This window comes from Puniceibacterium confluentis, assembly GCF_007923445.1.
In the GTDB taxonomy this organism is placed as follows: Bacteria; Pseudomonadota; Alphaproteobacteria; order Rhodobacterales; family Rhodobacteraceae; genus Puniceibacterium; species Puniceibacterium confluentis.
Window position 1 is genome coordinate 21,007 of sequence record NZ_VOJI01000019.1, and the last position, 19,492, is coordinate 40,498.

Sequence of the window (19,492 nt, forward strand, 5' to 3'; positions counted from 1 at the left end):
CCAGCAGCCACAGGACGCCCCGCGAGATGACCCAGACCCCCGCCGATATCGCCCGCGGCGTGCTGCACACCGAGGCGGCCGCACTGACGCGGCTGGGCGATGAACTGCCCCGGGATTTCGAGGCGGTGGTGACCTGCCTGCTGCAGATTCCCGGCCGGGTGATCGTCTCGGGCATGGGCAAATCCGGCCATGTGGCGGGCAAGATGGCGGCGACGCTGGCCTCGACCGGCACCCCGGCGCAGACCGTGCATCCGGGCGAAGCGAGCCATGGCGACCTGGGCATGATCACCCCCGCCGATGCGGTCATCCTGATTTCCAACTCGGGCGAGACCCGCGAACTGGCGGACATCATCGCCCACTGCCGCCGCTTTGCCATCCCGCTGATTGCCGTCACCCGCAACCCGGGCAGCACCCTGGCGGCTCAGGCCGATTACGTGCTGACCCTGCCGGATGCCCCCGAGGCCTGCGCCATCGGCATGGCGCCGACCACCTCGACCACCATGACCATGGCCCTGGGGGATGCGCTGGCGGTGGCGCTGATGCAGCACCGCGGCTTTGACCGCGAGAATTTCCTGACCTTCCATCCCGGCGGCACCCTCGGCGCACAGCTGCTGCGGGTGCGCGCGGTGATGCACCGGGGGGATGCCCTGCCCACGGTCAGCCCCGAGACCGGCATGGGGGAAACCCTGCTGGTGATGAGCGCCAAGAGTTTCGGCGTGGCGGCGGTGGTCGAAGAGGGCCGCCTGACCGGGGTCATCACCGACGGTGACCTGCGGCGCAATCTTGACGGGCTGATGACGCGGCGGGCCGGTGACGTGGCCACCCCGCACCCGCACAGCATCTCGCCCGATATCCTGCTGATCGAAGCCCTGGGCGTGATGAATGCCGCCAAGATCAGCGCGCTTTTTGTGGTCGAGGAGGATCAGCTGGTGGGACTTGTGCATATCCATGATGCGTTGCGGGCCGGTGTCGCATGAGCGCGGTGATCTTCATTCCGGCGCGTTACGCCTCGACCCGCTATCCGGGCAAGCCGCTGGTGGAACTGACCGGGGCGAGCGGCGTGAAAAAGACCCTGATCCAGCGCAGCTGGGAAGCGGCGGTGTCGGTCAAGGGCGCGGAGGCGGTCTATGTGCTGACGGATGACAGCCGCATTGCGGCGGCCGCGCGCGGCTTTGGCGCCGAGGTGCTGATGACCAGCGAAGCGGCGCGCAACGGCACCGAGCGCTGTGCCGAAGCGCTGGCACAGCTTGCCCGCAGACCCGACATCGTGGTGAACCTGCAGGGCGATGCGCCGCTCACGCCGGGCTGGTTCGTCGAGGCGCTGATCGGGCGCATGGCATCCGACCTCTCGGTGCAGATGGCGACGCCGGTGCTGAAATGTGATGCCGAAACGCTGGAGAACTTTGTCACCGACCGCCGCAATGGCCGGGTCGGCGGCACCACGGCGGTGATGCGCGCCGATGGCAGCGCGCTGTATTTCTCCAAGGAAGTGCTGCCCTATGTCGGCACGCTGGAAGCCCCGCCCGAGGTCTGGCACCATGTCGGTGTCTACGGCTACCGCCCGGGCGCCCTGGACGCCTATGGCAGCTGGCCCGAGGGGCCGCTGGAACGGGCCGAGGGGCTGGAACAGCTGCGGTTTCTGGAAAACGGCATCCCCGTCACCTGCGTCGCGGTCGAGGGCCGCGGCAGGGTGTTCTGGGAACTCAACAACCCCATTGACGTGGCCCGCATCGAGGCGGTGCTGGCCCGGGAAGGACAGCCATGACCGCGCCCAAATCCGTCACCATCGGCTCTGTGAGGGTGGCAAACGACGCCCCCTTCGCGCTGATCGCCGGCCCCTGCCAGCTGGAAAGCCTGGAGCATGCCCGGATGCTGGCCGGCCGCATCGCCGAAGCCGCCGAGGCGGCGCGCACGCCCTGGATCTTCAAGGGCAGCTACGACAAGGCCAACCGGTCGTCGCTGGGCGGCAAGCGGGGCCTGGGCATGGACAAGGGGCTGGAGATCCTGGCCGCGATCAAGGCCGAATTCGGCTGTCCGGTGCTGACCGATGTGCATGCCCCCGAGCACTGCGCGCCGGTGGCGGCGGTGGTCGATGTGCTGCAGATCCCGGCCTTTCTCAGCCGGCAGACCGACCTGCTGCTGGCCGCGGGCGAAACCGGCGCGGCGATCAACGTCAAGAAGGGCCAGTTTCTGGCGCCCTGGGACATGGCGCATGTGGCCGACAAGATCGCCAGCACCGGCAACGGTCGGATCCTGCTGTGCGAGCGCGGCGCCAGCTTTGGCTACAACATGCTGGTGTCGGACATGCGGTCGCTGCCGATCATGGCCGAGACCGGCTATCCGGTGGTGATGGACGCCACCCATTCGGTGCAGCTGCCCGGGGGGCAGGGCACCTCTTCGGGCGGCCAGCGGCAGTATGTCGAACCGCTGGCGCGGGCGGCGCTGGCCGTCGGGGCCGCGGCGGTGTTCATCGAAACCCACGAGGCCCCCGACACCGCGCCCTCGGACGGGCCGAACATGGTGCCGGTCGACCGGCTGGGCGGGCTGCTGCAGGGCCTGCGCGCCATCGACGACCTGACCAAGCACCGGACCTGAGACCGGGCAGCGGCGGATCGCGCGGCGCCCGTCAGGCGGCGGCTGCAGCCTCTTCGCTGACCACCGCCTCAAGCTCGTCCGAGAGCCGCCGGTAAAAGCCGAGCCGCGCCTCGATCACGCCATCAAGGGCGCGGAACAGCCGGTGCAGCCGGGTCTGCGCCGCGACATAGGCGTCGAGAAAGTCGCTGTCCGGGCGCAGGCCGGTGATCCGCGCGGCGGCCTCTGGCGCCGACAGGCCGTGCAGGTTGACGAAGGCGCCTTCCGGCACGATCTCTGTCACCCGGTGCTGCCCGCTGGCCCAGTAGAGCGGCAGCCCCCGGCAGGCGAAGGCATCAAACAGCTTTTCCGAGACATAGTTGATCTGATTGGTGTTCTCGACCGCCGAGATCACGAAGGCGTTGTTCTGCAGCATCACGATCTTGTCGAGATGCCAGTCCGGCAGGCTCTGGCGGGTGGTCGCGGTGCCCCAGCCCTGCCCGACCCGCAGCGTGCCCTTGTCCGGCATGCCCTTGGCGACATCGCTGCGGTAGACCGACAGGCCGAAGGTTTCGATGTCCGGATGCGAGATGCTGTATTTCTTCACCAGGTCGCGGTTTTCGGCAAAGAAGGCATACCGGATCGGGGCGGCCTTCCAGAGGGCGGCATAGTCTGCGGCACCAAGCCGGGCATTGGCGGCAAACTCCCGGGCATAGCGCAGCGGGAACCTGTCATCGGTGGTCAGGAAATACGGCAGCCGGTCAAAGTGATAGGCCTGCGAGGTGTGGTGGTTGATCACCGCATAGGCAAAGCTGTGCGCGCCGGTGTTGCGGATGTTGTGGCGCTTGCGGAAATCGCCGCTGTTGGTGGTGTCCCACAGCGGCTCTTCCGAGACGACAACCAGCTTCAGCGTCGGCTTGCGGGCGATCAGCCGCGCCAGGGCCTCGGCGTTTTCATCGATGTTGAGCACATAGCCGAACAGGATGACATCGGCCTGTTCGGGGTCATCGACATAGTCGAAACGCTGCGAGAACAGCGTGCGGTAGGCAGGATAGGCAAACGGTGTGCGGTGGGCGTGGCGGCCCATGATGTGAATGCGCATCGCCTCACCTCCAGGCCTGGGTCAGGTTGCGCATGTCCAGCGCCCGGCGGAACAGCGCCTTCTGCGCCTCGCTCGCGGCCTCGTAGAGGGTTGTGACCGCACCGGCGTTGTCTCGCAGCAATGTGCCGGCCTCCTTCGGGCTGACCAGAATGGCCGAGGTCACCCCCACCAGACTGTGCAGCCCGCCCGGAAGCCGCGCCGGGACGGGTGCGGCTGCGGCTGCGGGTTCGGCGCGCGCCGCAGCGGTCTGCGCTCCGGCGCGCGCAGGCAGGCGGGCCTCTTGCAGCTTGCGCAGCATCAGCGCCTCGATGTCGCAGGTGAAGCTGTCGATGCCGTAAAGCTTCCAGATCTGCGCCATGGCATGACGCTTCCGGCGCAGCTGATCCTGGTTGCGGTTGATCTCGGCCAGCCGGGCCGGCAGGGCGCGGATGCTGTCGCGGTCCTCGGCGCAGAACACCGCAGCCTGATCCCAGAGCGCCGGATCGCCGGGCAGCGCCAGCGTGTCGGCCATGATCACCGGTATCGCCCCCAGGCCGATGGATTCCCACAGCCGGATCGAGTTTGGCCCGGTCCCCGAGGGACAGAGCGAAAACACGCTTTGCTTGAGGTTGATGCGGAAACTTTCCGAGGCGTCGGTGTCCACCAGGGTGTCGGGCTTGTCGGTGACGCCGCGGACCTGGAAGTCATAGACGATCTTGTTGTAGTGCCAGCTGTCCTTGCCCGCGACAAAGCCGCCGGCCACCTGCGCCAGATCATCGATGATGATGTTGCGGGTGTCTTTCAGATAGAACTGGTTGGCCCGGGCGCCGACAAAGGAAAACAGGTGCTGCTTGGACTGCGGCGGCACCTTGTCGCTGTCCTTGGCCTGCACCGGATAGAGCGGAAACGGATGCAGCGCGATGCCCGGGTGTTCGGGCAGCGCGGTCTGGCCCTTGGTGGCATGGGACCAGAAGATGTCGGTGACGCCGACCGAGTCAAACAGGCTCTGGAACCGCAGCATGTGGATGTGCTGGCAGGTGGTGACAATGCTGCGGGCACCCGCCAGGCGTGATTTCAGCGTGGCGAGCTTCTGCTGCAGAAAGGCGGTCTTGGCCGGGTTCTTCTTGTTGTGCAGCAGGTTGTCGATCAGCGTCGCCCAGGGAAAGGCGAGGTAGAGCACGCTGCCGTCGTGGCTGTCGACCTGCAGGCTTTCGCTCAGCCGTTCAAAGGCGTGCTGTTCGGTGATCGCCGGAAACTGCCAGTTGTGGTCATAGGCGACGATCAGCGGGCTTTTGCGCCGTGGCGTCCGGCCCAGCCCCTGGCGTTCCTTGACGGTGATCGTGTCGTTGACCTTGATCCGCTCGACCGCGGCCGGCTTCAGCGACCAGATGTCATAGACCAGCTGCGACGGGGTGGTCAGGGTTTCGCTGGGGTGCACCCAGGCGGTGCCGCCCAGGATGCGCTTGTCGACATGCATGTCGTAAGAGCGCACCTGGGTTTCATGCAGATGATAGCTGCGCACAAAATGGCAGGGGTTGAAGACGTCATAGCCATGCACCGAGAACACATAGCTGATCTTGTTGTCGCAGCGTGGCACGCCCAGGGCGATGTCCAGCTTCTGCCGCACCGCCTCGGGCACCGGCACGCTGCCGTCGACGGCCCAGAGGTCCTGTGACCAGCGCGGGTTCGGGTGCAGGCTGACCTCCTGGCCCGCGACCTCGTAGCGGCTGAGCGCCACCAGCGCCTGCGGGGCGCTGGCGAACAGTGCCCGCAGACCGGTGATGGTGTCGTCACAGTAGATGTCGGAATTGGCCAGTACCGAGATCGCATCGGGGCTGTGCTGCGCGGTCAGTTCCAGCCAGTCGCTGTAGCGGGGCCGGGAGGTGATCGGCACGATGGTGAGTTTTTCCGAACTGACCGGCGGGGTATGGCCGTCATCCACCAGCAGAAAGATCCGCGCGATCCCGGCCACGGCCAGGTTCTGTTCCAGACAGCGGTCAAGCTCGGCCTGGCGATCGTAGTCTTCGGACAGGTAATAAGGTGTGTAAAGGTGGATTTTCTTCATTCAAACACAGTCGCTCGGGTCAAAGGTCAGATCAGCAGGGCGGCACCCGCGGCACCGTCCACCGGCGCGATACAGCGGGGGCGTGCATGGCACGCGGAACCCTTGTGCCGCGCGGAACCGGGGCCATCCGTCAGTGCCTGCAGGCGCCCTGTGAAAGGCCGGAAGCCGACAGCGGACGTGCCCAGCCTATACATGCTGCAGGCGCGAGAACAAAGGTCTATCTGCCCCTGAGCGGCGCGGCGCTCCCGACCGGGCGCCCAGGCCCGGTTTCTGCCTGCGGATCAGGCAGACCGGCGGGCGCGGCCTGTGTCACCGCGGGCCGGAAAGCCGGTGATAGAGTGTGTTCAGCATCCGCAGCGGCGCTGTCAGCTTCCAGGAGCGTGACTGCACCAGCTTGTTGAATTCGGCCTCGAACGCCGTCAGCTCGGCACGCAGAGCCGCCTCCTGCGCGGCGGCCTCCTCGCGGGCGCGGCGGGCGCTGTCCTCGGCGGCCCTGAGCCTTGCGCCGAGGTCGGCGGCGCTCTTGTCCTGCCGGGCGGTTGTCCTGCGCGCCTCTGCCGCCTGCGTCTCGAGCGCGCGGCTGCTGTCGGCCAGCGCCGCGCGCAGCTGGTGCACGGTGGCGCTCAGCCGGTCGTGGTCCTGCTGCAGTTCGGCCATGTGGTCCAGCAACAGGCGCTGTTCCGAGTCGTGCTGCGCCCGGGCCTGCACCGCCTGCGCTGTCTGCTGCCGCAGCCGGTCCTCGAGTGCGGCCCGCGCGGCGGCGTCGCCGTCCTGCGGGGCGGCGGCCAGCTGCTCTGTCAGGCGGGCGATCTCGGCGCTCTGCATGTCGCGTTCGCCTTGCAGTGCCGCACAGTCCTGCGCCAGCGCCTGTTGCGCCGCGGCGCGGGCGCCCAGTTCGGCCTCGGCGCGGCGCAGGTGCCAGGCGGTCTCGGCAAGCTGGGTCTCCACCGCGCGGTGGGCGTCGCGCCGCGCGGCATGGGCCGCAAGGCTCTGGCCGATGGCGGCGGTCGCTGTGCCGGTCGTGCCCCCCAGAAGGCTTGCCCCCGACAGTTCGCTGTCCAGCGCCTGCAGCTGTGGCGACTGGCGCAGCATCTGCAATGCCAGAAGGCAGGGCACCGACAGTTCTTCGTCCCGGGGGGCGGGGTCGGCCAGCCCGAGCCCGCCTGCCCCCCGCTGCGCCAGGGCGGCGCCCAGCATCCCGGAGGGCGCGGTCAGAAACGTGGTCTCGTCGACCAGCACCATGTGACGGCGCGCCCGGCGCTGGACTGTCAGCAGCGCGCGGATCTCTGCGGCCCAGTGCTGCAGCGTCTCTTCCGGCGGCCTGCCCGCGTCGTGGCCCCGCTCGAGGCACAGCCCGAGCGGGCAATAGAGCACGATGTACAGCCGGTCCGCACCCTCGGCTGCCAGCAGGGCCTCTGCGGCCTCTGCGCTCCAGTCCGCCAGCGGCCGCCCGGGGCCGGACGACAGGCGGGCGGCACAGGCGGCGCGGTCGGCTTCGCCCAGGCAAAACACTTCGGGGATCAGGGCGGGGATCGTGGCGTCCCGTCTCATGTCGTCCATATCCGGAGTCGCTTTCGTCGCTGCCATGTGGCCGGGGGCGGCCCGCACCGGCCTAATCCGCCCGGTCCTTGCGTCTGGATTTCTTGCCGCGCCCCGGCCCCGGTTTACGCTCCGGTTTGCGCCCCGGTTTGCGCTCCGGGCCGCCTGCCGGATCCGCGGCCACCAGGTCGCCGATCTGCGCGGCCAGCCGGTCCAGCAGCGCCTCCTGGCTGGCCTTGCGGTCCTCGAGAGCGCGGTAGCGGGCGCGCAGCTCCTCAAGATCGGCCCGGGCCTGCGCCAGGGACTCGCGCGCGGCGGCCGTCTCCTGCCGGGCCTCGGCCAGCCGGCTGTCGGCATCACCGCGGGCGCTGTCGGCCTCCGAGAGCCTGCCGGCCTGAGCGTCGCAGGTCTGGCGGCAGGCCGACAGCGCGGCCTCAAGCTCGGCCAGCCGGGCGGTCAGGACCCTGTTGTGCAGCCGCACCGGGTCGCGGTGCAGCCAGTGTTCCGGAAAGTCGGGGTCGTCGGTCAGGTTGCTCTGGCGGGTCTCGTAGCCGGCCTGCTGCAGCGCCGGGGCGGTGTCGTCAAACGCGGCCACACCGTCATAAAGCCCGTCGGCGCAGCCGCGCACGAACACATGTTCGAAGGCCGGCTCTGCGCTCAGCACAGCCGCCTCCTGCACCAGGACCGCCTCTGATCCCGGGGTTTCGATGCGCAGCACATGGCTGCCCTGTTCGGGCAGGATCAGCATGTCGAGCAGCCCGGCCAGCGTCACAGCGGGGACCTGCGCCTGCTCGATCTGCTGCAGGCCGTGAAACAGCGCCTGCACCTCGCGCGGGGGGCAGAAGCTGGACAGATGCGGCAGGCTCAGGGCGTGGAACGGCACCTGGCCGGACCGGCCCGCCAGCACCACCGGCAGGACCACGACCCGGGGATCGCTGTCGGCGAGGCTTTGCAGGGCGCTGTGCTGGGCGGGGTGGGCGCTGACCAGATAGATCAGCCCGGCGCGGGTGGCGAGCAGCTGATCCAGCGCCTCTCCGGTCACCGTGCCGACATGCACCAGGGCGCCGATCCGGTTGCTCTGATCAAGCCCCCGCAGCCAGGATGTCCAGGATGCCATTCTACTTGTCCTTCGGTTTTGCCGCCAGGCGCAGCCGCCTCAGAGGTTCCATGAGCCGGTAGGAGCGCGACCCCATGATGCCGTGAATCCATTGCTCGACCTCGGCCAGCTTCTGCTGCACGGCGTCCCGTTCCTGCCGGGTCCGGTCGAGGTCGCTGCGCAGTTGCGCCAGTTCCGAGGTCAGGGCGGATTTTTCCGACGCCAGGGCGGTCTTGCTGTCCTCGGCCTTGCGGTTGCGGGTATATTGCGTCTCGAGCGCGGCCTGACCGGCGCGCAACTGCGACATCAGCAGCTCCTGCTGCTGGCTCAGCTCGGTGGCGTCCTTTGTCACCCGGACCAGTTCGGCGCCCTGCGCGCTGCTCTGGGCCTGCGCAGCCTGCAGCGCCGCCTCGCGCTCTTCCAGCAGGGCCTGCAGTGCGCGGATCTGGTCGGCATAGAGCGCGATCTCCGCGTCGCGGGCTGCGGGGTCCGTGCCCGCGTCCGGCGCGGTCTCGAGGCGGGTGCGCAGTTCGGCCAGCGCCGCGGTCTTTTCCGCCTGCGCGGCCGAGGCCTGGCGCAGCTGTTCATAAAGCGACAGGATCTCGTCCTGCATCCGGGCCTGCTGCCCGCTGTCGGCGTCCCGGGTCCGGGCGTTGCGGGCCGCGCTGCGCTGCTGGCGGCCATGCTGCACCGCCGCTGCGGCCACATCCACCGGATCGGGGGCCGCGTCCGGTGTCAGGGCCTGGCAGGCCGCGGAAAATTCATCGCGCAGGGCGCGCGCCTTGGCCGACTGGCTCAGCGCCACCTCGGCCAGACAGGCACAGACCGGATCGGGGCCGGGCGCGGCGAGGCTGGCGATATCGCGGGCCAGGGCCGCGTCCAGACCAAGGCTGGCGGCAAGGGCATCGGGGTGCGCCAGCGCCGCGCCGGTCTGCAGCAGGATCACCTGGCGCCGGTTCAGGCGCCGCAGCGCCAGCAGCGCCACCGCTTCGGCCATCCACTGCGCCAGGGCCTGTTCCGGCGAGGCGCCAGCCGCAAGCGCCAGCGCCACCGCCCTGCGCGGGCTGCGGGTCAGCACCACCAGCAGGCGGTCGGACGCCTGGTCCAGCGCGCCGCGGGCCTGGGACAGGCTCAGCACCGGCCCGGCCAGCACCTCTTCCCGGTCCAGCAGGCCGACCAGGGCGGTCTGCACCGCATCGGGACTGCTCTGACAGATCAGAAAGGGCGCAGAGGTCAGGGCCCGGGGGGTAGCGCGCCCGGCCTGGGGAAGGGAGGCATCCATCATGTCTCGTCTCTTGCTTTCGCGTGTCTGCTTTGGCGCGTCCGGGGGCAACCGGATCACAACCAGTGCGTCTGAACCCGGTTTCCAATACAGTGCCGCCAGGACGAATGTCCATAAGCCATGCACCCGCGGCCCCTCCGCAGGCCGGGTCCTGCGGCCTCAGAGCCGCCCCAGCAGCGCCGAAACCCACAGCGCGATGGTGCTGGCATTGCTCTGCCGGTAAAGCCGCAGCCGCGCGAGGCCGGAGAGCCGCCCCCAGAGCCCGGCGTCGTGGATCTCGGCAAAACGCTCCAGCCGGGCGCGGTTCTGCGGTGTCAGCCGGTGCGCCGAGGCGGTCAGCGCCGCGATGTTGATCCGGTTCCATTTGCGGAAATCGCCGCGCAGCAGCTGGCGAACCCGCCGGATCCGGGCCAGCGTGGTGTCATTGGCGCCGATCTGGTTCACCCCGTGCTGGCGGTAAAGCAGCGTGGGCGCGTCGTCATGCGCGATCCAGCCGCCCGCGCCGGTGACGATCTGGTACAGCCACCAGTCATGCACCACCACCTCGGCGACCTCATCCGCGGCGGCGCGGATCAGCCGCGCGGCGGCGGGGTTGAGCAGGATGGTGTTGCCCGAAGCGATGTTCTGCACCAGCGCGTTGCGGAACCCGGTGGGGCGCGGCCGCGGCATCGACAGCCGCCGGGTGCTCAGCGTCTCGTCGGTGATCCAGGTGCGGCTGCAATAGAGCCCCGGCCGCCCCTCGGGCAGATCCTGCAGCGCCACCACCCCGCGCGACAGCTTGTCAGGCAGCCAGATGTCATCCTGATCACAGAACGAGATCCAGGCGTCGTCGGGCAGATGCTGTCCCGAGCGGCGGATCATCGACAGGAAGTTGTCGGCGGAATTGCCCCGGCGCGGGCCGTCAAGCCGGGTCAGCCGATGCGCCGCGGCAAAGCGGTCAAGTTCAGAGGCGCTGGAATCGGTCGAGCCGTCGTCGCTGGCCAGCACCTGCCAGTCCGAGTGATCCTGCCGGGCGATGCTGTCCAGCTGTTCGCGCAGATGGCTGCCGCCGTTGTAGACGGCCAGCAGGATGCCGATATGTGGCTCTGTTCCGGCCTTGGATCCTGTGCCTGTCATCTGCGCTCAGCGCCGCCGACGGCTTTGCGCGGGCAGGCCGGCGAGGTAGCGGCCATAGTCATTCTTGGCGAACAGCGCCGCCCGTTCCAGCAGCGCCGCCTCGTCGATCCAGCCCTGGGCAAAGGCGATCTCCTCCAGACAGCCGACCTGCTGGCCCTGCCGGGTCTGCAGCGTGCGCACAAAGTTGCCGGCATCCAGCAGGCTGCCGTGGGTGCCGGTGTCCAGCCAGGCATAGCCCCGCCCCATCAGCTCCACCGACAGGGTGCCGTCGTGCAGATACATTTCCAGCAGGGTGGTGATCTCAAGCTCTCCGCGGGCCGAAGGCGCGACCTGCCGCGCCCGCGCCGGGGCCTCTGCGTCCAGGAAGTACAGCCCCGTCACCGCATAGTTCGAGGCTGGCACCGCGGGTTTTTCCACAATTGACACGGCGCGGCCCTGGGCGTCGAAATCCACCACGCCGTAGCGTTCGGGATCGGCCACGCGGTAACCAAAGACCGTGCCCCCCACCGTCTTGGCATCGGCCGCCGCCAGCTGGTCCGGCAGCCCGTGACCGTAAAAGATGTTGTCCCCCAGCACCAGCGCCGAGGGGGCGCCGTCAAGGAATTCCTCGGCCAGCAGATAGGCCTGGGCGAGGCCGTCAGGCGAAGGCTGCACCACATAGGTGAACCCGACGCCCCATTGGGTGCCGTCCCCCAGCACGCGGCGGAACTGGTCCTGATCCTGCGGTGTGGTGATGACGCAGATCTCGCGGATGCCCGCCAGCATCAGCGCCGAGATCGGGTAGTGGATCATCGGCTTGTCATAGACCGGCAGCAGCTGTTTCGACAGGCCCATGGTCACCGGGTAGAGCCGGGTGCCCGAGCCGCCGGCCAGGATGATGCCCTTGCGGGGTCTGGTCATGTGCGTGTCTCCAGGTCCTGCAGCACCCGGTCGAGCCCGGCCTGCCAGTCGGGTGCGGGAATGCCGAAAGCCGCGGTGATGGCGCCGCAGTCCAGCCGGGAATTGAGCGGCCGCCGCGCCGGTGTCGGATACTCGGCGGTGGGAATGCCGCGCACCGTTACCGCCCGCCCGGCGCGCTCGAAGATCGCCCGGGCGAAATCCGCCCAGCTGACCGCGGGCTGGCCGCCAAAGTGATAGAGACCCGATTTCGCCGCGTCGCGCTCGAGCTGCGGCGCGATCGTCAGGGCGGCCGCGGCGATGGCGGCGGCAGGAGTCGGCCCGCCGATCTGGTCGTCGACCACGTTCAGCGCGTCGCGGGTTTCCGACAGCCGCAGCATGGTTTTCACAAAGTTCGCACCATGGGCCGAAAACACCCAGGAGGTGCGCAGGATGGCGTATCGCCCGCCCGCCGCCGCCACCGCCTCTTCGCCCGCCAGCTTGGTGCGGCCATAGGCATTCTGCGGGGCGACAGGGTCTGTTTCGCGCCAGGGCGCCGTGCCGGAGCCGTCAAAGACGTAATCCGTCGAGATCTGCACGAAGGGAATGTCCAGATCGGCACAGGCCCGCGCCATGGCCGCCGGAGCCCCGGCATTCACCACATGGGCTGCGGCCTCGGCGTCCTCTGCATGATCGACCGCCGTCCAGGCGGCGGCGTTGATCACCGCGCCGGGGCGGTGCGCGGCAATCGCCGCGGCGCAGGCCGCCGGGTCGGACAGGTCCGCCAGGGCACGTCCCAGCGCCGTCACCCCGGCCTGGCGCTGCACCTCGCAGGCCACCTGCCCGCTCTGGCCGAACATCAGGATCTTCATGCCGTGCCCAGCCGTCTGCCGACCCCGTCGCGGTCCTGCAGGGCGCGCCACCAGGATTCGTGGCGCAGATACCATTCGACGGTGCGCTCCAGCCCCTCTTCCACCGTCACCGAAGGCCGCCATCCGAGCTCATCGCGGATGCGGGAGGGGTCGATGGCATAGCGGGCATCATGTCCCGGACGGTCGGTGACAAAGGTGATGAGATCGGCATAAGAGCCGGTCTGGCGCGGTCGCTTGGCGTCCAGCAGGGTGCAGATCGTGCGCACCAGGTCCAGATTGCTGCGCTCGTTCTCGCCGCCGATGTTGTAGCTCTCGCCAAGGACACCCTTTTCCAGCACCAGCAGCAGCGCATCGGCGTGGTCCTCGACATACAGCCAGTCGCGCACGTTCAGCCCGGCGCCGTAGATCGGGATCGGGCGGCCTGCCAGCGCGTTCAGGATCACCACCGGCACCAGCTTTTCGGGGAAATGATAGGGGCCGTAGTTGTTGGAGCAGTTGGTCAGCACCACCGGCAGGCCGTAGGTTTCCCCCCAGGCGCGCACCAGATGGTCGGAACTGGCCTTGGAGGCGGAATAGGGCGAGCGCGGGTCGTAGGGTGTGTTTTCGCTGAACTGCCCGGTGGGCCCAAGGCTGCCGAACACCTCGTCGGTCGAGATGTGGTGGAAGCGAAAGCCCTGCGGGCGGCCCCGGGCCTGCCAGTAGGCGCGCGCCGCCTCGAGCAGGTGAAAGGTGCCCAGCACGTTGGTTTCGATGAAGGTGCCCGGCGCGTCGATCGACCGGTCGACATGGGATTCCGCCGCCAGATGCATCACCGCATCGGGCTGATGCTCGGCCAGGACCCGGTCCAGCGCGGCGCGGTCGCGGATGTCGGCCTGCACGAAGGCATAGTTCGGATCGCCCGCCACCGAGGCGACATTGTCAAGACAGGCGGCATAGGTCAGCGCGTCGAGGTTGACGACCCGGTGGCCGCGCGCAATGGCGAGCCGCACCACCGCCGATCCGATGAACCCGGCGCCGCCGGTGACCAGAAGCTTCATCGCTCAGCCCTCCCAGGCAAAGGGCGAGACAAAGTCCGCCAGCGCGGGCGCGGCTTCGTCCTTGGCCGACAACAGCGGTGTGCCGTCAAAGCCCCAGTCCACGCCGCAGCTGTCCCAGCGCACCGCGCCGTCGCAGTCGGGCGCGTAGTAATCGGTGCATTTGTAGATGATCTCGGTCTCCGGAGCCCGGGTGACAAAGCCGTGCAGGAACCCCGCCGGGATCAGCAGCTGGCGGCCGTTCTCGAAACTCAGCTCGACCCCGACCGACTGCCCGTAGGTCGGCGAGCCGCGCCGGATGTCCACCGCCACGTCCAGCAGCGCACCGCGCCCGCAGCGCACAAGTTTGGCCTGGGCATGGGGGGGCGCCTGAAAGTGCAGCCCGCGCACCGTGCCGGCCTGCGCCGAGAGCGAATGGTTGTCCTGCACAAAGGCATGGTCCAGCCCTGCCTCCGCCATCCGCCGGGCATTCCAGCTTTCGCAGAAGAAGCCGCGCGCATCGCCGTGGCGGGCGGGGGTCAGGATGACGACACCGGGAAGGGCGGTCTGTTCGATCTGCATCGGAGCCTCTTGTTGCCTGCTTGGGGGACTTTTGCCAAAAGCCGCCCGGCGCCGCCAGTGTGAAAGGCCAAAGACCATGCAGGTGTTACCCGGACAGCACCTGTTCCAGTTCCTGCACCAGCGCGGCGCGCAGCCGCGCGTGTTCCGCCAGCAGGGCCGCGGGGGTGGCAAACAGCGCCGCCAGCCGCGCCTGTGCGGCGCCATAGGCCTCGATCTGCGCGGCATCCGGGACAAACCCTGCGATCCGTTCGGCGGCGGCTTCCGCGGACAGACGGTAAAGGTTGAGAAAGGATGCCCCGGGCACCAGGTCATGCACCCGGTGCCCGGGGCCGGCGACATAAAGCGGCACGGCGCCCACGGCGTAGGCATCGAAGATCTTTTCCGAGACATAGTTGTTCTGGTGGGTGTTCTCGATCGCCGACAGCAGACGGCACTGGCCGTCAAGATCCAGGAATTTTTCCAGATGCCAGTCCGGCAGGTCCTGGCGCCGCGGCAGGGTGTTCCAGCCCGCCCCGGTGCGCAGCACCCGGCCCTGGTTGCAGGCCAGCGCGATCCGGGTGCGCGCGGCCCCGAGACCGAACAGGTCGCGGCCGGGCCAGTCGACGTCGAACACTGCCTCCTGGCGCAGCTCGGCCATAAAGGCCACGTCCCAGCGCGCCGCCCCGAGGCGCGCACGCCAGTCGGCGGCGCTCAGGGTGGCATTGCGGGCGAACCAGCGGGCATAGCGGGCAAAGAACGCGCTGTCCGTCAGCAGGAAATACGGAATCCGCGCGAAATCATACACCGTCGAGGTGGCATGGTTGAGCACCGTGAACGGCACCGGTCCCGCCGGAGTGTCGAGGCTTTGCCGGCGCCGCAGCGGATCGGCGGACCAGACCGTGTCCCAGAGCGGCTCTTCCGAAAGCAGCACCAGCCTCTGGCCGGACTGCAGCGCCGCCGCCGCCGCGGGCAGATCACGACTGTGCGCCACGGCCAGCAGATCCGCCTGCGCCGCCGCCTCGGTCACGCAGATCGCCGGGCGGCACATCTCGCGCAGCGGCGCATAGGCCAGCGGCAGGCGGTGGGCATAGCGCCCAAGGGGAAAGACGCGGATCATGGCGGCCGTTGCTCCTGTCAGGGGGCGGTCCTGCCCGGCCTGTGCCCCCGATATGGAACAGAAACCGGGCGGCTGACAATGAACCCGCCGGTGCGGCGGCATGCAATATGGACAATTCGCCGGACAAGAGGGTAAGTCAGACGAAGTTTTGCGCCCGTCCGTCAGGCGGCGGGGATCAGGAAAATTGAAGAGAACCGATATATGGACGTCTCTGCGAACAAACAGTCTGCCGCCGAGCCAGAGGTTGCAGCCGGATCCGATGCCCCGTTGCTGATCTGCGGCGCCGGGCTGTCGGATCAGGCCGCCCTGGCCACCCTGCTGGAACAGGCGGCGCCGCAAAATGCCGGCCTGAGGCTGGATCAGGCCGCTGCCGCGATGGCGGCGCAGCCCGAAAGCCGCCTGCTGCTGATCTTCAGCCCGCCACAGGCCCAGCTCGCCCAGGCGATGATGCAGCGCACGGCCCCCGGGGCGGCGCTGGACGACTGGATCGCCTCTGCCACCGTCCTGCTGGAGGTGCTGCGCCGCAACCGCCGCCGCACCACCCTGGTCGAAGGCCGGGTGGCGCAGGTCTATGCCGATGTGTTCACCGCCCGTCTGGGGCTGGCGCAGGAGACGGCGGCGGCCCTGGCCGCCCTGCCCCGCCCACGGCCCGACCCGGTGCTGCTGGCGATGGCCGACGCCTGCGTGCTGCGCAGCCCCCGGGCCCGCGTTCTGAGCGAGGAACTGGCCGCCAGCGCGCTGGACCTGTCCAACGGCGATCCGGCCCCGCCGCAGGATCTGGACGCCGCGTTTCAGCACTATGCCAAGACCCGCTCGGAACTGGCCGAGATCCAGTGCCACCTCGAGCAGCAGTACCTTGCCGATCAGGCGCGCGGCGCCGAAATGCAACAGATCGCCGACCAGCTGACCCGACAGGACGCGGCCCTGGCCGAACGCGCCGCCGCCGTCGACGGGCTCGAGAACAGGCTGCAGGCCGCCGGGCAGCACAGCGCCGCGCTGCAGACCGAGCTCGAGCAGATGCGCGCCCGTCTCGGCAGCGCCGACACCCGCAACGCGGCGCTGGCCGCCGAACTGGAGCGCAGCCGCGCCGAACTGAGCGGCGAACGCGACACCATCCGGGATGTGCTCACGGCCCTGCAGCAGGAAGCAGAGCAGGAACAGGGCCGCCTGACCGCCGATCTGGCCATGCTGCAGGACCACGCCGCCGGGCTTGAGAGCGCGCTGGCACAGTCGCGCAGCCGCCTGAGCAGCGTCATCGAGGAGCAGGGCTCGCTGATGGTGCAGCTGCACCGGGCCCAGGCCGATCTTGCCGGCCAGTCCGACGAGCACCGCAATATCGTTGCCGATCTCGAGGCCAACCGGAACGCCAAGAAGTCGCTCAATCTGCGGGTCCGGCAGCTGGCGGCCGAAAAAGCCGCGCTGGAAGGCAAGCTGGCCGAGGTCGAGGACTGGATTCACGGCATCATGGCCTCGCGCTCCTACCGGATCATGGAACCCCTGCGTCGCCTGCGCGCGATCCGCAGACAAAAAGAGTAGGCCGCATGAACGGAGGAGGCCGCATGAACGCTTGGACCGACTGGCTGGCGGCAACGGACCAGCGCCAGAAGATCGACACCCTCGTGCTGGTCAGCGCCGCCGGGCCGGACGTGCTCGGGCCGGTGCTGAGCAGCCGCGCCGCGCGCATCGCCCTGGTTGACGCCAATCCCGGTCAGAGGGACGCCCTGCAGCAGGAGATGGCACGCGACCCGCGGCTGAGCCTGACGCCGGTGGCGGTTGCCGGCACCGAGGGGACCGCGCCGTTCCACAGCCTCAGCCTTGCCGGACTGTCCGGCCTCTGCCCGCCCCGCGACCTGCTGCAGCTGTTCCCGGGCCTGCGCCAGACCGGGGCGACCGAGGTGCCGACGGCGCCGCTGGAGCAGGTGCTGCGCCGGATCGGCCTGCCGACCGGGGGCTGCCATGTGCTGCGTCTCGACATGCCGGGCGACAGCGCCACGGCGGCGCGCCAGATTGCCGATCTGCCACAGGACCTGGCGGTCGAACATGTGTTCCTGCGCACCGCCCTGTCCGGTCTTTACGGCGATGCCGGCGCCGCCGAGCCGGTGCTGGCAGCCCTTGAGGCCCGGGGCTACAGCCTCGAGGCCACCCTGACCGACGATCCGGATTTCCCCGAATACTGGCTGCACCGCGATCCGGCCCGGCTGCGCTGCATCCTGCTCGAAGGGGAACTGGCCGGACTGCGCCAGCGGCTGGCGGACAGCGAGGCAGAGCAGCGGCGCGCACAGGAGGCGCTGGAGGCGAAACAGAGCCGCATAGAGGACCAGGCCAGAGCGCTCAGCGATTCCGAAGAGCGCCTGACGGCGCTCGACGCGCAGGCGCGCACCGCCGAGGCCGCGCTGGAGCAGGCCCGCGCCGCGCTGGCCCCGCTCGAGGCCCAGGTCGCCGCCCTGACCACCGAACGCGACAGCGCCCGCACCGAGGCGGCCAAGCTGCCCGACCTGGCGGCCAAGATGCGCGAATCAGAGGTCGAGCGTCAGCGCCGCGGCGCCCGCATAAACGACATGACCGCCGCGCAGGAAAAGGCCGAAGCCGAGGCCCGCAGCCAGAAGGACCGCATCGCCGCGCTGGAGACCCGCCTGCGCGACACCGACGCCCGGACCGACCGCGGCGAAGCCCGGGTCAGCGAACTGGAACAAAGCCTGTCCTCGGTGCGCAGCCAGGCCGAAAGCGCCGAGAAGACCGCCACCGGGGTGACGGCGGAACGCGACGCGGCCCGGATTGCCGTGGCCAGGGCGCAGGAAAAGATCAGCGCGCTGGAAGACCGCGTTTCCCAGGCCGAGAAGCTGCGCGAGCAGAAACAGGGTCTGATCACACAGATGGAACAGACCCAGCAGAAGCTGCGCAGCGACAGTGCCGAGATCCATACCCGGGCGCAGCAGGAGGTGAGCATGGCGGTCCGCCTGCAGACCCTGGACCGCGAGGACCTGCTGGACCTGCGCCGCCGCCACAACCAGCTTCTGGCGGACAAGGCCGCCCAGGACAGCCTGCTGCGCAGTGTCACCGCACGGCTGCAGCAGGCGGCCCGCTATCTGCAGCAGCTGGACCCGGCCGAGGCCCTGCCCGGGGAAGCACCTGATCCGCTTGCCGCGCCTGCGGTGCCTGCCGCCGCCCCCGAGGAGACCGGACCGCAGACGGCGGGTCCAGCGGACGCGGCGACACCCGGGGCGGGCACGACCGAGGCGGCCCCCACCCGGCCCAGACGCCGGGCCGCCGCCAAGACAGCCGGCACCGGCAAGGCCCCCGCGCCGCGCCGCAGCCCGGCGGGCGGCAAGAAAAAGGCCCCGAAATGACCGAAGAGCCCACGGCCCGGGCAGAGCTTCTTGCGGCTCTTGAGGGGACACTGGAACTGCTGCAGCGCGACGGCGGCATTCAGGCGGACGAATCTGCGGATGAGCCCGGCCTGCCGCTGCCCAGTCTGCTGGCGCAATGCGCCGACCGGGTTGCCGCGCTTGAGGCCGCCCCTGCCCGGCCGGTGCGCACGCTGCACCACATGGCCTGCACCGGCGGAACCCTGATCGCCAAGGCGCTGGCGGCGATGCCCAACACCGTGATGATGAGCGAGATCGATCCGCTCAGCACCCTGCACCTGCGCGCGCCAAGACCGCCGTTCCTGCCCACCGACCTGATTGCCGGCCTGCGCTACAGCCCGCGCGGCATCGGCGAGGAGACGATCCAGCGGATGTTCGGGGCGGCGCTGAGCGCGCTGCACGACGACCTTGGCGCGCGCGGTCTGACACTGGTGCTGCGCGATCATGCCCATTCGCAGTTCTGCACCCATCAGAACCGCCACGCCCGCCCCACCCTGTACCGCATGGTGGCCGATATCCTGCCGGTGCGGGCCGTGGTGACCGTGCGCCACCCGCTCGACAGCTTCCTGTCGCTGCGCAACAACAAGTGGCTGCATTTCGAGCCCGCCACCTTCGAGGAATACTGCCTGCGCTACAGCGATTTCCTGGACGCCCATGCCGGCCTGCCGCTTTGGCAGTACGAGGCCTTTGTCGCCGATCCCGCCGGGGTGCTGCAGGAGATCTGCGCCGCGCTGGATCTGTCCTTCAGCCCCGGCTTCGAAGCGCTGCTGCCACTGATGGCGCTGTCGGGCGACAGCGGCCGCAGCGGCACCATGATCAGTTCCCGGCCACGCCGCGCGGTGCCGGGGGATCTGCAGGACAGCCTCACGACCAGTGCGGCCTATGCGCGCCTGTGCGAGCGGCTGGAATATCCGGCCTGAGGCCCCTGCCGTCTGCCG

General features: G+C 69.3%; 17 protein-coding genes. 6 read left to right on the forward strand and 11 right to left on the reverse strand.

The annotated features are described in order from the left end of the window. The first annotated feature begins 26 nt into the window (after positions 1 to 26). Genes FOY53_RS17710 through kdsA form a run of 3 tightly spaced genes read left to right on the forward strand, consistent with a single transcriptional unit; the run spans position 27 to position 2,595 of the window. Complete coding sequence (locus tag FOY53_RS17710; protein WP_146591341.1) at positions 27 to 977, forward strand: KpsF/GutQ family sugar-phosphate isomerase; 951 nt, start codon at positions 27 to 29, stop codon at positions 975 to 977. Beyond that, the gene (locus FOY53_RS17715; protein WP_146591343.1) at positions 974 to 1,765 is read left to right on the forward strand and encodes a 3-deoxy-manno-octulosonate cytidylyltransferase; all 792 of its coding nucleotides are present in this window, start codon (positions 974 to 976) and stop codon (positions 1,763 to 1,765) included. Before FOY53_RS17710 ends, FOY53_RS17715 begins: the two co-directional genes overlap by 4 nt. Next, on the forward strand, positions 1,762 to 2,595 hold the full coding sequence (gene kdsA / locus FOY53_RS17720) for a 3-deoxy-8-phosphooctulonate synthase (RefSeq protein WP_146591345.1): 834 nt from the start codon (positions 1,762 to 1,764) through the stop codon (positions 2,593 to 2,595). The genes FOY53_RS17715 and kdsA overlap by 4 nt, the downstream gene beginning before the upstream one ends. A gap of 31 nt (positions 2,596 to 2,626) precedes the next feature. Here the strand turns inward: kdsA and FOY53_RS17725 are convergent, their stop codons facing one another. From FOY53_RS17725 to FOY53_RS17775, 11 genes are all read right to left on the reverse strand, one after another. Next, positions 2,627 to 3,673 carry a glycosyltransferase family 10 domain-containing protein gene (locus tag FOY53_RS17725; protein ID WP_146591347.1) on the reverse strand — a complete coding sequence of 349 codons (1,047 nt, stop codon included), beginning with the start codon at positions 3,671 to 3,673 and terminating at the stop codon, positions 2,627 to 2,629. A gap of 4 nt (positions 3,674 to 3,677) precedes the next feature. After that, on the reverse strand, positions 3,678 to 5,717 hold the full coding sequence (locus tag FOY53_RS17730) for an exostosin domain-containing protein (protein WP_146591349.1): 2,040 nt from the start codon (positions 5,715 to 5,717) through the stop codon (positions 3,678 to 3,680). A 309-nt stretch (positions 5,718 to 6,026) separates the two neighbouring features. Beyond that, positions 6,027 to 7,277: a hypothetical protein gene (locus tag FOY53_RS17735; RefSeq protein WP_146591351.1), complete on the reverse strand. Its 1,251-nt coding sequence runs from the start codon at positions 7,275 to 7,277 to the stop codon at positions 6,027 to 6,029. Between the two features lie 52 nt (positions 7,278 to 7,329). Continuing rightward, positions 7,330 to 8,373: a hypothetical protein gene (locus tag FOY53_RS17740; RefSeq protein ID WP_146591353.1), complete on the reverse strand. Its 1,044-nt coding sequence runs from the start codon at positions 8,371 to 8,373 to the stop codon at positions 7,330 to 7,332. A 1-nt stretch (position 8,374) separates the two neighbouring features. Further along, positions 8,375 to 9,637 (reverse strand): coiled-coil domain-containing protein, encoded by a 1,263-nt coding sequence (locus FOY53_RS17745; protein ID WP_146591355.1) that lies wholly within the window; start codon positions 9,635 to 9,637, stop codon positions 8,375 to 8,377. A gap of 156 nt (positions 9,638 to 9,793) precedes the next feature. Continuing rightward, the gene (locus tag FOY53_RS17750; protein ID WP_146591357.1) at positions 9,794 to 10,750 is read right to left on the reverse strand and encodes a glycosyltransferase; all 957 of its coding nucleotides are present in this window, start codon (positions 10,748 to 10,750) and stop codon (positions 9,794 to 9,796) included. A gap of 6 nt (positions 10,751 to 10,756) precedes the next feature. Beyond that, entirely contained in the window at positions 10,757 to 11,650 is an 894-nt protein-coding gene (gene rfbA / locus FOY53_RS17755; protein ID WP_146591359.1) for a glucose-1-phosphate thymidylyltransferase RfbA, read from the reverse strand. Continuing rightward, positions 11,647 to 12,498: a dTDP-4-dehydrorhamnose reductase gene (gene rfbD, locus FOY53_RS17760; RefSeq protein ID WP_146591363.1), complete on the reverse strand. Its 852-nt coding sequence runs from the start codon at positions 12,496 to 12,498 to the stop codon at positions 11,647 to 11,649. The genes rfbA and rfbD overlap by 4 nt, the downstream gene beginning before the upstream one ends. Next, complete coding sequence (rfbB, locus tag FOY53_RS17765) at positions 12,495 to 13,535, reverse strand: dTDP-glucose 4,6-dehydratase (RefSeq protein ID WP_146591366.1); 1,041 nt, start codon at positions 13,533 to 13,535, stop codon at positions 12,495 to 12,497. Before rfbB ends, rfbD begins: the two co-directional genes overlap by 4 nt. A gap of 3 nt (positions 13,536 to 13,538) precedes the next feature. Continuing rightward, positions 13,539 to 14,093 carry a dTDP-4-dehydrorhamnose 3,5-epimerase gene (gene rfbC / locus FOY53_RS17770; protein WP_146591368.1) on the reverse strand — a complete coding sequence of 185 codons (555 nt, stop codon included), beginning with the start codon at positions 14,091 to 14,093 and terminating at the stop codon, positions 13,539 to 13,541. An 85-nt stretch (positions 14,094 to 14,178) separates the two neighbouring features. Beyond that, positions 14,179 to 15,189 carry a glycosyltransferase family 10 domain-containing protein gene (locus tag FOY53_RS17775; RefSeq protein WP_146591370.1) on the reverse strand — a complete coding sequence of 337 codons (1,011 nt, stop codon included), beginning with the start codon at positions 15,187 to 15,189 and terminating at the stop codon, positions 14,179 to 14,181. Positions 15,190 to 15,390: 201 nt separating this feature from the next. On the opposite strand from FOY53_RS17775, the gene FOY53_RS17780 reads away from it, so the two are divergent. Genes FOY53_RS17780 through FOY53_RS17790 form a run of 3 tightly spaced genes read left to right on the forward strand, consistent with a single transcriptional unit; the run spans position 15,391 to position 19,474 of the window. Beyond that, on the forward strand, positions 15,391 to 16,725 hold the full coding sequence (locus FOY53_RS17780; RefSeq protein ID WP_146591372.1) for a hypothetical protein: 1,335 nt from the start codon (positions 15,391 to 15,393) through the stop codon (positions 16,723 to 16,725). A 23-nt stretch (positions 16,726 to 16,748) separates the two neighbouring features. Further along, the gene (locus FOY53_RS17785) at positions 16,749 to 18,536 is read left to right on the forward strand and encodes a coiled-coil domain-containing protein (protein ID WP_146591374.1); all 1,788 of its coding nucleotides are present in this window, start codon (positions 16,749 to 16,751) and stop codon (positions 18,534 to 18,536) included. Continuing rightward, positions 18,533 to 19,474: a sulfotransferase family protein gene (locus FOY53_RS17790; protein ID WP_146591376.1), complete on the forward strand. Its 942-nt coding sequence runs from the start codon at positions 18,533 to 18,535 to the stop codon at positions 19,472 to 19,474. The genes FOY53_RS17785 and FOY53_RS17790 overlap by 4 nt, the downstream gene beginning before the upstream one ends. Positions 19,475 to 19,492: the final 18 nt, after the last annotated feature.